This is a genomic window from Reyranella sp. (assembly GCF_052439685.1).
Lineage (GTDB): Bacteria > Pseudomonadota > Alphaproteobacteria > Reyranellales > Reyranellaceae > Reyranella.
This window is the reverse complement of sequence record NZ_JBQVQG010000010.1, coordinates 171,808-184,018: the sequence shown is the minus strand read 5'-3', so window position 1 is coordinate 184,018 and position 12,211 is coordinate 171,808. Positions and strand designations below refer to the sequence as shown.

Below are 12,211 nucleotides of genomic sequence, written 5' to 3'. Positions count from 1 at the left end.
CGCTAAACGCCGTCGTCAGAGATGGCACTCAATGGCAGCAGCCGCGACCCACCTGAAAACAAGACGGTTGCTCCGCTACGCCTCGCTGCGCTCGGCTTCGGTCGAGACGACGGAATCTTCAATGCAGGTCGGCACAGAATTCCTGGATACGCGTGCAGCCCTCGCGCAGGCTCGCCATGTCGGTGGCGTAGGAAATCCGGAAATAGGGACTCATCCCGTAGGCGGCGCCCTGGACCGTGGCGACGTGCTTCTCCTCGAGCAGGGCGGTGACGAAGTCGGTGTCGCTGGCGATCCGCTTGCCGCCCTTCGTCGTCTTGCCGATGCAGCCCGCGATGTTGGGGAACACGTAGAACGCGCCCTCCGGCATGTGACAGGTGACGCCCTTGGCGGCCCGCAGCATGGCCACGACCTCGTCGCGTCGCTTCTGGTAGTCGGCGGCGCGTTCCTTGAGCAATTCCTGGGGACCGTTCAGTGCGGCGGTAGCGGCGGCCTGGCCGATCGTCGAGATGCCGGAACCGATCTGACCCTGCATGTTGGTCATCGCCGCGATCATCGCGCGCGGGCCGCCCGCGAAGCCGACCCGCCAGCCGGTCATGGCATAGGCCTTCGATGCGCCGTTGACCGTCAAGGTGCGGTCCTTCAGGGCCGGTTCGACCTCGGCCACGGTGCTGAATATCGCGTCGCCGTAGACCAGGTGCTCGTAGACGTCGTCGGCCATCACCAGCACGTGGGGATGCTTCAGCAGCACGTCGCAGATCTGGCGCATCTCGGCCGGCGAACAGACCGCGCCCGTCGGGTTGTTGGGGAAGTTGAGCACCACCCACCTGGTCTTCGCCGTGATGGCGGCGTCGAGATCGGCGGCGCGCAGCTTGAACTGGTTGTTTTCCGGGCAGGAGACCGAGACCGGCCTGGCGCCGGCGATCACCGCCTGGTCGGCATAGGAGATCCAGCCGGGCGCCGGGATGATGACCTCGTCGCCCGGGTTCACGCTGGCCATCAGCGCGTCGTACATGATCTGCTTGCTGCCGTTGGAGACCATGATCTCGTCCAGCGCATAGTCGAGATTGTTGTCGCGCTTGAACTTCCGCTGGATCGCTTCCTTGAGCGACTTCACGCCGTCCTGCGGCGGGTACTTGGTGTCGCCCGCCAGTGCCGCCTGATGCGCGGCCTCGATGGCATGGGCCGGGGTGGGGAAATCGGGTTCGCCCGAGGACAGGCCCACGATCTTCACACCCTGGGCGCGCAGATCGCGCACCTTGCGGGTCATCGCGGCCGAGGCCGACACCTTCACGTTCTTCAGACGATCGGCAACCTCGAACATGTATCCCCTCAGACCTAGCTTCAGCTCTTCTTGCGAATGGTGAGCGCGATGCCGCCCAGGATGGCCGCCGAGGCGAGCAGCAGCCGGGCGGTGATCGGTTCGGCGAGTAGCACCGCGCCGCCCAGGGCGGCAATGGCCGGCACGCAAAGCTGTATTGTGGCGGCCGACGTTGCGGTGAGCGCCGGAAGCGCGGCGTACCACAGCACGTAGCCCAGGCCCGAGGTCACGGCGCCCGAGACGACGGCATAGAACAGACCCATCGGATCGGGGCTGGCCTCCGCGGCTGCAGCCAGACTGATGACAGCAGCGAAGGGCACGGCGCGGATGAAGTTGCCCCCGGTCGCGGCAGTCGGGTCGCCGGCCTTGCGACCGAGCAGGGAGTAGATGCCCCAGGCGAGACCCGCCACCAGCATGAGCGCCGCGGCCAGGTAGGGCGGTGCGGAGAGGCCGGGCAGCAGCAGCCAGACGAGGCCGGCGATCGCCACCAGGACGCCGACCAGCCGCAAGCCTTGCAGCCGCTCGCCGGAGAACAGGCCGTAGGCCGTCATGGTGAGCTGCACGGCGCCGAACAGCAGCAGGGCGCCGGTCGCGGCGGTGAGGTCGCGATAGGCGAAGGAGAAGCAGACGGCATAGCCGAACAGCATGGCCGCCATCGGCCAGCTTCCCGCCGCGGTCGGCCGCTTTCCTCGCGCGCGGAGCAGGATCGCCAGAAGCAGCGCGCCGGAGGCGAGCCGGATCGACGTGAACGTCGCGGCGTCGATCGACGTGTCGCGCAGGGCGACACGGCAGAGCAGCGAGTTGCCGGCGAAGGCGAGCATTGCGAAGACGATCAGGAGGGCGGTGCGCGCGCCTCCGCTCTCCCGACTCATATCAGTGCGCGAGCCCGTAGAGCTTCACCGCATTGTCGCGCACGATCTTGCGCTTCACCTCGGGCGAGACGCCGGTCAGTTCCCTGGCCAGGAACTCCTGGCTGTCGGGCCAGATGCCGTCGGGATGCGGGTAGTCCGAGCCCCACATGACATTGTCCTCGCCGAGATGGCGCAGCAGCTCGATGCCCACCGGGTCGGTCTGGTAGGTCGCGTAGAACTGCCGGTGCCAGTATTCCGACGGCTTCATCTTGAGGTCGAGGTCCTGGAACTGGTCCTCCCATTCGAGGTCCATGTGCTGCAGCACATAGGGGATCCAGCCGAGCCCGGCCTCGCCGATCACGATCTTGAGGTTGGGATAGCGCGCGGGCGCCCCCGAGTAGATGAGACCCATCAGCATGGTGCTCATGTGCATCTGGAAGCCGGTGATGTGCACGGCGAAGATGCGACGCTGGATTTCGGGTGTGAACCTGGCGACGTCGGGTGAGCGGCCGCCGATCGTATGGAAATGCAGCGGGATGCCGGTCTCGTGGCCGAACTTCCACAGCGGCTCCCAGAACGGGTCCCAGAGCGGCGTCATGTCGGGGCGGTTGGCGATATCGAGTCCCTTCACGCCGCGCTTGGCGCAGCGCATCGCCTCGGCGACCGACTCTTCCATGTCGTAGTTCGGGATGTTGGCCAGGCCGACCAGACGATCGGGTGCCTGCTGGCAGAAATCGTGGAGCCAGTCGTTGTAGATGCGCAGCATCACGATCGCGGCCTCTGGATCGTTCAGCCGGCCGCTCGATCCCAGCACGCCGTACAGCACCTCGGCCTGCACCCCGTCGCGATCCTGGTCCTTCAGCCGATGGTCGACCTCGGTCAGCCGGCGGATGCCCTTTTTGCCGTCGCTGTAGAGGCCGGTCGAGGCCATGCGGTCGGAGCGGTGGATGATGCCCGGCACATATTCGCGTCCCGCCGAGCCCATGCCGTTGACCAGTCCGAACTTTGCGCCGTTGGCGCTCGTCCACTCGGGTCCCTTGGGGCCATCGACGACATGCGGCATGCGCGCTTTCATCGATGCGGGTGCGTTGCTGGTGAAGAGATCCGGCGGCAGCCAGATCAGGTCGATGTGTCCATCCGCGGAAATCACGTCGTATTTCATCGTTGGTCCTCCCGGGCGCCCATTCCTCTGGACTCGTCCTTCTTCTAGAGTGCGCCGCCTGCATGTCCGTCGCAATGGGATGACAATGACCGAGACCGAGTGGCTTACCGAATTTGCGTCCGCGTTGAAGCGATCCGACATCGATGCTGCGACGGCGATGTTTGACGAAGAATGCTACTGGCGCGACCTCGTCGCGTTCACCTGGAACATCGTGACGCTCGAGAGCCGCTCTGCGATTTCAGACATGCTCAAGGCGCGCCTCAGCGATGTGAAGCCCGACTCCTTCAAACCCGCAGGGCGGCCGGGCTGGTTCACCTTCGAGACCGCGCAGGGCCGCGGCACGGGGCATGTTCGTCTGAAGGACGGCAAGGCCTGGACCTTCTTCACCGCGCTGATGGAGCTGAAGGACTTCGAGGAGAAGAAGGGGCCGTCGCGCGAGAATGGCACGCAGCACGGGGCCTTCAAGGATCGCGTGACCTGGACCGACCGCCGCAAGGCCGATGCGAAGGAGCTGGGCTACGACCGCCAGCCCTACGTGCTGGTGATCGGCGGCGGTCAGGGCGGCATCGCGCTCGGCGCCCGCCTGAAGCGGCTCGGCGTTCCGACCCTGATCGTCGACAGCAACCCGCGGCCGGGCGACGCCTGGCGCAATCGCTACAAGTCGCTCTGCCTGCACGATCCGGTCTGGTACGACCATCTGCCGTACCTGCCGTTCCCCGATCACTGGCCGGTCTATACGCCCAAGGACAAGATGGGCGACTGGCTCGAGTCCTACACCAAGATCATGGAACTCGATTACTGGTCGTCGACCACGTGCAAGAGCGCGTCGTTCGACGAGAAGAAGGGCGAGTGGACGGTCGTCGTCGAACGCGACGGCAAGGACGCGACGTTGACGCCGAAGCAGCTCGTGATCGCGACCGGCATGTCGGGCTTCCCGGAGATTCCGAACTTTCCCGGCGCCGACCGCTTCAAGGGCAAGCAGCATCATTCCAGCCACCATCGCGGCGGCGAAGGCTGGGCCGGCAAGACATGCGTCGTCGTGGGCTCGAACAATTCCGCGCACGATATCGCCGCCGACCTGTGGGAGCACGGCGCCGACGTCACCTTGCTGCAGCGCTCGCCGACCCTGGTCGTGCGCGCCGATACGCTGGCGCGCAACCGGCCGCTCTATTCGGAGGAGGCGGTGGCGTCCGGCATCACCACCGAGATCGCCGACCTCACCGTCGCGTCGATGCCGTACGGCGCGCTGCCAAGCGCCATGCAGCCTGTGGTCGAGCAGATCCGGCACGACGATGCGGATTTCTATGCGCGACTGGAGAAGGCGGGATTCAAGCTGACCTTCGGCGAGGACAATACCGGCATCGGCCCGATGTATCTGCGGCGCGGCTCCGGCTACTACATCGACGTCGGCGCCTCGGAGCTGATCGCCGACGGCCGCATCAAGCTCAAGTCCGGTGTCGAGATCGAGCGACTGACCGAGGACTCGGTGGTGCTGAACGACGGCACCGAGCTGAAGGCCGATCTCGTCGTCTATGCGACCGGCTACGGCTCGATGAACCAGTGGGCAGCCGCGCTGATCTCGCCCGAGGTCGCCGACAAGGTCGGCAGGTGCTGGGGCCTCGGCTCCGACACCGCCAAGGATCCCGGCCCCTGGGAAGGCGAGCTGCGCAATATGTGGAAGCCGACGGCGCAGGAGAACCTGTGGTTCCACGGCGGCAACCTGATGCAGTCGCGGCTCTACTCGATCTTCCTGTCGCTGCAGCTCAAGGCGCGCCAGGAGGGCCTGCCGACGCCGGTGTACGGCCAGGGCCCGGTGCATCACAAAGCGTGATCGAGGGCGGGGACGCCGGCGCGATTGGCGACGTAGACTAGAAACCATGAGCCTCCCGTCCCGCCGCACGATCCTCTCCTTTGGCCTGTCCCTCGGGCCGCTGCTCGCGGCCTCGGCCTGCTCGTTCAACATGGGCGAGCCCAACCTGCCGAAGACCGACCTGCGCGCGGACCTGAGCGGTGCGCGCGAGGTGCCGGCGACCGACAGCAAGGGCGAGGGCTACTTCGCAGCCACCTACCGGCCCTCGACCAAGGTGCTGGAGTACAAGATCAACCTGGTGCGCCTGAGCGGGCCGGTGCGCCAGGTCGGCCTCTACGGCCCCGTGGCGCCCGACCGGAATGCCGTGCAGGTCGTTCCCATCGATATCCCGTTCTACGCCGACCGTTCGACCATGAACGACGGCGTGACTCTCACCGAGCAACAGGCCCGTGAAGTCCTGGGCGGTCTCTGGTATGTCAACGTGATGACCGAGAAATATCCCGACGGCGAAATTCGCGGTCAGATCGTGAAGCGCTGATGCCCTACCCGGAAATGAAGGGGAAGGTGGCGCTCGTCACCGGCGGCAGCAGCGGCATTGGCCTGGCGACCGTCGCCGCCTTCGCGCGCGAGGGCGCCACCGTGATCCTGGCCAGCCGCAGCGAGAGCCGGGCAAAGACCGCGCTCAAGACCATCAAGGGCGCCGAGCGGGAGAACGTGTCGTGGATCGCCTGCGACGTCTCGAAAGGCAAGGACGTCGCGAAGCTCTGCGCCGCGATCGCGAAGAAGCACGGCCGCCTCGACTATGCGTTCAACAATGGCGGCAGCGGCGGCTATGTCGGCCCGGTGGCAAGCGGCGACGAGACCGGCTGGCGCAAGACAATGGACGGCTACCTCACCTCGGCCTTTCTCTGCCTGCGTTACCAGATTCCGCTGATGCTGGAGCAGGGCCATGGCGTGATCGTCAACAATGCCTCGGTCGACGGGCTGCGCGGCTATCCGTTTCCCGGCGGCGCGGCCTATTCCGCCGCCAAGCACGGCGTGATCGGCCTGACGCGGAGTGCCGCGCTGGAGAATGCCAAGGCGGGCTTGCGCATCGGCGCGATCTGTCCGGGCTGGGTCGACACGCCCGCGATCACCCGATACCTGAAGGATCCGAAGCTGAAGGCCGAGATCCTGCGCCAGACACCGCGCGGAAAGATCGCCTCCGCCGACGAGATTGCAGCGAGCGTGCTCTGGCTCTGCTCGGACGGCGCGTCCTATGTGATCGGCAGTCCGCTGATCATCGACGGCGGCTACATGGCCTGACGCCTGAACGAATCGTTCCGGCGAATTCACTCGGCGAGTGGTTGGTTCAGATTTTCATCCGGAGCCATTTCAGGAGTTCATCGAAGCGGAAGTTACCAGTCTCATGGAGATTCGCGATGAAGGCGTAAGCTTCATCGGCGGGCACGTTCAATTCGACGTCGTTGATGGCAAGGAAGGTATAGATCGCGGCAAAAGCCGTGCGCTTGTTGCCATCGATGAAAGCGTGGCTCTGCGAGAGACTTTCCCACAGTGCTGCTGCCTCTTCGGCAAGATCGGCATAGTAGCCGGTCTGCGGCCGGAACAGAGCCGCTTCGAGAAGGCCGGGATCACGCAAGCCGTGCGATCCACCGTATCGATCTATCTGGTCATCGTGAATCGCCAGCACGTCCGCGATCGTGAGGTAATCCTTCACTTCGCCAGCTTCTTGTAGAGTTCGGCATACTTCGCATGGCTCCGTTGGTACGCTTCCATGACGTGGGCGCGCGGCCGGCCGAGGCGGCGCTTTTCGAGCAGGTCGATAAGCGCCTCATCGACGAGAGCCTGAAGCTGGCGGCCCTCCTTCTCGGCCAGTCGTCGTACGGCCGCCAGCGTCTTTGCATTGACCTGGGTCGCGAATTTCTCTCGGGTAGCAGCCATGTTTGCACCTCCATCTTGATGCATCATGATACATCAAGATGGAGATTCGGTCAGTCGAACTTCAGCTTCCAGTCGATCCATTCGCACAGGCCGCGGCCCATCACGTCCTCGAGGTCGCGTCCCTTCAGCCACGGCAGTTCCTCGGTGAAGAAGGTCACGCACTGGCGGTAGGTGCACTGCATGCGGGTGATATCGGTGCCCCAGAAGAAGCGCTTGGGGCCGAAGGCATCGAAGATGCGGTGCAGCCCGTCCTGGATGTTGCGGAACGGATAGCCCTTGGTCGAATAATGCGGCGCACCGGTTGCCTTGACCGCGACGTTGGGCAGTTTGGCCAGCGCCACCAGCTTGTCGAGATGGATGAAGGCCTCCTCGTCCTGGCCGTGGCGGTTGAGGCCGCAATGGTCGACGATCATCTTGAGGTTGGGGTGCCTCTCGGCGATCTCGCGGAACTTGTCGGGGAAGATGCCGCCCATGGTGGCGACCGGGATGCCCTCCTTCTCGGCGGCCGGCCACACCCAGTCGAGCAGCCCGTCGTTCAGCCATTTCTGCTCGGCCGGCTGCAACAACGCCCAACGCAGGCCCATCATGCCGGGCTGGTCGCGCCAGCCCTTGATGCGATTGCGGCTCTCGGGGTCCTGCAGCGGGAACTGGCCCATCACCGCGAAACGGTCGGGATATTTCTGCGCGGCATCGAGGGCGAGCTGGTTCGAGGTCGGATCCCAGCTGTAGGGCGGATGGATCAGGGCCGCATCGACACCGGCTTCGTCCATCTCCTTCAAGGCCTGTTCGGCGGTGAAGCTCTCGACCTTGCGATGCAGGCCCGAGGGCGGCGTCACGGTCTGCGACCAGATGTGGATCTGCGCGTCGACGATCTTCATGTCGGTTTCCTCAGTTTGGGGTCGGCGCCGCGGTGTCGAGCAGCTTTTCGCTCTTGAGCTCGCTCCACAGCTCGACCGGAATCTTCACGTTCATGTAGGCCACGTTCTGCTTCACCTCCGCGACGCTGAGCGCGCCGGGAATGACGGAGCAGAAAGCGGGGTGGAACAGCGGGAACTGCATCGCCGCGGCGCCGAGCGGCACGCCGTGCCGCTGGCACGCTGCCTCGATCTTCTGCGCCTTCTCGACGAGATGTTGAGGTGCCGCGACATAGTCGTGCGTCGCGCCGGTCTTAACGTTGCCGGTCAGGATGCCGGAATTGTACGGCCCACCCAGGATCACCGAGACGCTGCGCTTCGTGCACTCCGGCAGGAACTCCTCCAGTGCGCCCTGTTCGAGCAGGGTGTAGCGGCCGGCCAGCAGCATGCAGTCGAAGTCGCCGGCCTTGATGAAGCGCGTGCTGGTGTCGCTCTCGTTGATGCCGACGCCGATCGCGGAGATGACACCGGCCTTGCGCAGTTCGTCCAATGCGCGGAAGCCCGAGTCCATCACCGTCTTGAAGCGCTCGTCGAGGATCGCGCGATCCCTGATCGTCCAGAAATCGACGTCGTGGACCAACGCGATGTCGATCCTGTCGATCCCGAGCCGGAGATGCGAATGCTCCAGCGAGCGCATCACGCCGTCGTAGGTGTAGTCGAAGGTCGGCACGAAGCCCGGCAGGCCGTTCTCGCGGAAGTCCTTCGGCAAGACCTCGCCCGGTTTCCTCACATGCAGGATGCGGCCGATCTTGGTCGACAGGACATAGCTGTCGCGCGGCTTCTCGCGCAGGGCGGCGCCCATGCGCAGCTCGCTGCGGCCATAGCCGTAGAAGGGCGAGGTGTCGAAGTAGCGGATTCCGGAATCGTATCCGTCGTTGGTGATCTGCACCGCCTCCGCATCGGAAATGGTGGCGCGGAAACCGCCCATCGGCGCGCCGCCGAGCCCGATCTCGGTGACTTCGAGTTTCGTTTTCCCGACCTTCCGGCGCTTGAGCGCTGTCATGTTCGTTTCCTCCGAGGACGCGCGAGAGTACGAATTGCCTCGGGTCAACGCCACAGGAGAGACCATGCCACCGGAGACAATGAGCGAGCGCCTCGTTCTGCACGGCAGTTTCACGTCGAGCTCGAGCTACAAGCCGATGCTCTTCCTGGCGCTCTCGGGCCTGCCGTTCTCGTTCCGCACGGTCAATCTGAAGAACGGTGTGCAGAAGGAAGCAGCGCATCTCGCGATCAACCGCTACGGCCAGGTGCCGGTGCTGCAACATCGCGGCCTGACGCTGGTGATGTCGAACGTGATCCTCGACTATCTGGCGCGCACCACCGGCCATTTCGAGCCGAAGTCCGAACAGCATCGCTGGCAGGCGCGCGAGTGGCTGTCGTGGGAGAACGACGCCATCTCCAATGTGGCGCGGGTCCGCCACTTCGCGCGCTTCCGTCCCGATGTGTCGCAGGACATCGTGAACTACTTCCGGCCCGGCGCCGAAGCCGCGCTCGACTTCGCCGACAAGTCATTGGCCGGCCGCGAATGGCTGGTGGGCGATGCCTGCTCGATCGCCGACATCGGCTGCTGGGGCCGCATGGTCTTCGCCCACGAAGGCGGCCTGTCGATCGATTCGCGGCCCAACCTCGCGGCCTGGCGCGACCGGATCAAGGCACTGCCGGGCTTCGCGCTGCCCTACGATCTGATCCCAAAGAAGGATACGGAGATTGAGGGGCGCTAAGCGATTGCCAAGAAACCACCTCACCCTGAGGAGCGCTCCACAGGAGCGCGTCTCGAAGGGTGGGCACGAGCACCATGCCTGTTGCCCATCCTTCGAGACGGCCGCTGCGCGGCCTCCTCAGGATGAGGTGATGTTGGTTCGGAAAGCCGGGCGGGTAGGTCTTTAAGCCGCCTGCTGCCCCTCGACCGTCGGGCCTTCGCTCATGGTCGTGGTGCGGCGCAGGTCGCGGACGATGTTTAGATCGTCGAAGCGGCGGACGCGGTGCATGGTCGTGCGGTTGTCCCAGATCACGAAGTCATGCTTCGTCCAGCGATGGACGTAGACGAACTCGGGCTGCGTCGCATGTTCCATCAGGTCGCGGATGAAGGCCATCGCCTCGGGCCGCGGCCAGCCGACGATGGCGCCGATATGGGCCGAGAGAAGGAGTGACTTGCGGCCGGTGACCGGATGGGTACGCACGAGCTTGTGCAGCACCGGCTTCATGCGGTGGCGTTCCTCGTCGGTGAAGTTGGTGAAGCCGAGCTGGCCGCGTGAATAGATCAGCGAGTGCTCGCAGACCAAATCCTCGATCTCGGCCTTGGTCGCGTCGTCGAGCGCGTCGTAGGCGGCGCGCATGTCGGCGAATTCGGTGTTGCCGCCGTCGCGCGTCACGATGCGGCCGCTCAGCAGCGAGTAGCGCGCGGGCACGATGCGGAACGTGGCGTCGGAGTGCCACAGCCGGTTGCCCAGCGCGGCCATGCGACGGCGATCGTCGCGCTCCAGCTTCCTGTTTTCCTTGTCGAGGTTGGAGACGTCGGCGAAGGCATCGTGCAGGCGCATGTCCGCCGCGGTCATGCCCGTGTTGGCGGCTACCTGCAGCGGGCCGAAATTGCGCGTGAAGTCGAGCTGCTGCTCGTCGGTCATGTCCTGACCGGGCATGACGAGCACGGCATACTTGTCCATGCCGGCCTCGAACGCCGCGACATCGGCCGGTGTCAGCGGCCGCGTCGCATCGAGGCCGGTCAGTCGGGCGGCGAACAGGGGCTGCATTTGCTGGAGAGGTTCGATCTGCATTCGCCAAGATGAACATGGCGGGCCATGTCGAGAAACGCCTTTCCTGCAGGGCGGCCGCGCGAAACCGCCGCCCCGTCCCGGCGGTCGCGTGTCAGGCCGTCGGCATCTGCGCGGAACCGGCGTCGCGAGCCCGGGCGAGGAATGCCCGGTTGACCGGGCTGTGGGACTTGAGCGCCAGCCGCTCATGGGCGATCGCCTCGGCGGCGTCGCGCATGTTGCCGCGCAGGGCGGCCTCGGTCAGCGTCCAGTCGATGACATCGCGTTGGGCATGGCTTCCGCCGAAGGCGTTGGCGATGAAGCGCACGGGATGCAGCAGTTCGACCGCGGCGCGATAATCACCGTTCCAGAAGGCGCCGAAAGCCTCGATCAGCGGGAATGCCGTCGCACGTCCCCAGCTGGCGCTTTCGCTCACGGCCGGCTCGTTCTCACGATAGGCCATCGCGAGTCGCGTCACGTCCTTCTGCCGGCCGGCGCCGAGATAGGACATGACGGCATGCCAGTCGTTGAACGGATAGGTGTTCCCGTCGGCGTGCGCATCCCAGGCCGATGCGAGTTCAATCCAGCGATCGCCCACGTCATGGCCCACCAGGTGCAGTCTCCACAGCAGCGCGCTGGCATCGACCATGTCGAGCGCCACGACGCTCTTGTCCTTTCGGATCGCGCCGTCATAGAGCGCCAGCACCTGGTCTCTCTGACCGAGGTCGAGATGATACAATGCGCGGTGCCACCAGTTGTGGACCTTGAAGAAGCAGGCGTCCCCCGCCCAGTAGGGCTCTCGCGCGACCATCCAGCCAATCCCGTCCTGCGCCCGGCCTTGCATCTCCATCACGTGAGCCACGGCGTGGTGGGCCCAGCAATCGAGAGGCTGAAGATCGAGCGCGCGCCGGCCGGTCTCCTCCGCGCGGAGATAGTCGCCGGTCTCCTCCTGGCCGAATGAAAGCATGCCGAGCAGGATGGAGTAGCCCGGCATGTCGGTGGACCAGGAGGGCAGTGCGCGGGCGATGCGGTCGCGCAGGTTGCGCGCATTGGCACGGAAAAAGTCGATCTGGTGGCCGACCTGCAGTGCGATCAGGTCGCGTGGAAAACGCATGCTCAGCCGGTCGAGTGTCACGGCCGCAAGGGTCCAGTCGCCCGCGACCATGTGCTCGAGGGCCGCGAGGTGCCACGCCTCGCGCTCATCGAGGGCGAGGTTCCTGATTTCGCCGATTGCGGCCCGCGCCTGGCCCACGGCGTCCGGCTCGGTCGCAAGTCCGAGCAGATGGGCTTGCAGGAGGTGCGCCATCGCGAAGCGCGGTGCCGCCTCGATTGCCTGCGCGAGCAGGGTCATCGGGTCGCCGTGATAGACGTTGAACGCCTCGACCGCCTTCTCGTAGAGCGCCGCCGCCTCGGTTGTCGTGCCCGAAAGCGCGTGTCCTTGCCGATCCTTGATCATGAGGCCCTC

General features: G+C 65.4%; 13 protein-coding genes. 4 read left to right on the top strand and 9 right to left on the bottom strand.

Annotated elements, in window-relative coordinates; genetic code table 11:
- Nucleotides 1–118: 118 nt before the first annotated feature.
- Genes ACT6UX_RS15520 through ACT6UX_RS15510 form a run of 3 tightly spaced genes read right to left on the bottom strand, consistent with a single transcriptional unit; the run spans nucleotide 119 to nucleotide 3,331 of the window.
- Complete coding sequence (locus tag ACT6UX_RS15520; RefSeq protein WP_444776056.1) at nucleotides 119–1,321, bottom strand: pyridoxal phosphate-dependent aminotransferase; 1,203 nt, start codon at nucleotides 1,319–1,321, stop codon at nucleotides 119–121.
- A gap of 20 nt (nucleotides 1,322–1,341) precedes the next feature.
- The gene (locus tag ACT6UX_RS15515; protein WP_444776055.1) at nucleotides 1,342–2,190 is read right to left on the bottom strand and encodes a DMT family transporter; all 849 of its coding nucleotides are present in this window, start codon (nucleotides 2,188–2,190) and stop codon (nucleotides 1,342–1,344) included.
- A gap of 1 nt (nucleotide 2,191) precedes the next feature.
- A complete protein-coding gene (locus ACT6UX_RS15510) occupies nucleotides 2,192–3,331 on the bottom strand; it encodes an amidohydrolase family protein (protein WP_444776054.1) in 1,140 nt (379 codons plus the stop codon).
- 85 nt (nucleotides 3,332–3,416) lie between these two features.
- On the opposite strand from ACT6UX_RS15510, the gene ACT6UX_RS15505 reads away from it, so the two are divergent.
- The 3 genes from ACT6UX_RS15505 to ACT6UX_RS15495 are packed head-to-tail and all read left to right on the top strand — an operon-like array spanning nucleotide 3,417 to nucleotide 6,446.
- Complete coding sequence (locus tag ACT6UX_RS15505; protein WP_444776053.1) at nucleotides 3,417–5,162, top strand: flavin-containing monooxygenase; 1,746 nt, start codon at nucleotides 3,417–3,419, stop codon at nucleotides 5,160–5,162.
- 46 nt (nucleotides 5,163–5,208) lie between these two features.
- Nucleotides 5,209–5,679: a CHRD domain-containing protein gene (locus ACT6UX_RS15500; protein ID WP_444776052.1), complete on the top strand. Its 471-nt coding sequence runs from the start codon at nucleotides 5,209–5,211 to the stop codon at nucleotides 5,677–5,679.
- Nucleotides 5,679–6,446 carry an SDR family NAD(P)-dependent oxidoreductase gene (locus ACT6UX_RS15495; RefSeq protein ID WP_444776051.1) on the top strand — a complete coding sequence of 256 codons (768 nt, stop codon included), beginning with the start codon at nucleotides 5,679–5,681 and terminating at the stop codon, nucleotides 6,444–6,446. Before ACT6UX_RS15500 ends, ACT6UX_RS15495 begins: the two co-directional genes overlap by 1 nt.
- A gap of 46 nt (nucleotides 6,447–6,492) precedes the next feature.
- On the opposite strand, the gene ACT6UX_RS15490 is transcribed toward ACT6UX_RS15495, so the two are convergent.
- From ACT6UX_RS15490 to ACT6UX_RS15475, 4 genes are read right to left on the bottom strand one after another with little or no spacing between them, the layout of a single operon-like run.
- Complete coding sequence (locus tag ACT6UX_RS15490) at nucleotides 6,493–6,858, bottom strand: type II toxin-antitoxin system death-on-curing family toxin (RefSeq protein WP_444776050.1); 366 nt, start codon at nucleotides 6,856–6,858, stop codon at nucleotides 6,493–6,495.
- Entirely contained in the window at nucleotides 6,855–7,082 is a 228-nt protein-coding gene (locus ACT6UX_RS15485; protein ID WP_444776049.1) for a hypothetical protein, read from the bottom strand. The genes ACT6UX_RS15490 and ACT6UX_RS15485 overlap by 4 nt, the downstream gene beginning before the upstream one ends.
- A 50-nt stretch (nucleotides 7,083–7,132) precedes the next feature.
- Nucleotides 7,133–7,960, bottom strand: a complete 828-nt coding sequence (locus ACT6UX_RS15480; protein WP_444776048.1) for an amidohydrolase family protein — start codon at nucleotides 7,958–7,960, stop codon at nucleotides 7,133–7,135.
- Nucleotides 7,961–7,970: 10 nt separating this feature from the next.
- A complete protein-coding gene (locus tag ACT6UX_RS15475) occupies nucleotides 7,971–8,999 on the bottom strand; it encodes an aldo/keto reductase (RefSeq protein ID WP_444776047.1) in 1,029 nt (342 codons plus the stop codon).
- A gap of 64 nt (nucleotides 9,000–9,063) precedes the next feature.
- Here ACT6UX_RS15475 and ACT6UX_RS15470 point away from each other — a divergent pair, with 64 nt between their 5' ends.
- Nucleotides 9,064–9,717, top strand: a complete 654-nt coding sequence (locus tag ACT6UX_RS15470) for a glutathione S-transferase family protein (protein WP_444776046.1) — start codon at nucleotides 9,064–9,066, stop codon at nucleotides 9,715–9,717.
- A gap of 162 nt (nucleotides 9,718–9,879) precedes the next feature.
- On the opposite strand, the gene ACT6UX_RS15465 is transcribed toward ACT6UX_RS15470, so the two are convergent.
- Both ACT6UX_RS15465 and ACT6UX_RS15460 read right to left on the bottom strand, forming a co-directional pair.
- Nucleotides 9,880–10,746 (bottom strand): TauD/TfdA dioxygenase family protein, encoded by an 867-nt coding sequence (locus ACT6UX_RS15465; protein ID WP_444776045.1) that lies wholly within the window; start codon nucleotides 10,744–10,746, stop codon nucleotides 9,880–9,882.
- A 115-nt stretch (nucleotides 10,747–10,861) separates the two neighbouring features.
- Nucleotides 10,862–12,202, bottom strand: coding sequence for a tetratricopeptide repeat protein (locus tag ACT6UX_RS15460; RefSeq protein WP_444776044.1), 1,341 nt, complete (start codon nucleotides 12,200–12,202; stop codon nucleotides 10,862–10,864).
- Nucleotides 12,203–12,211: the final 9 nt, after the last annotated feature.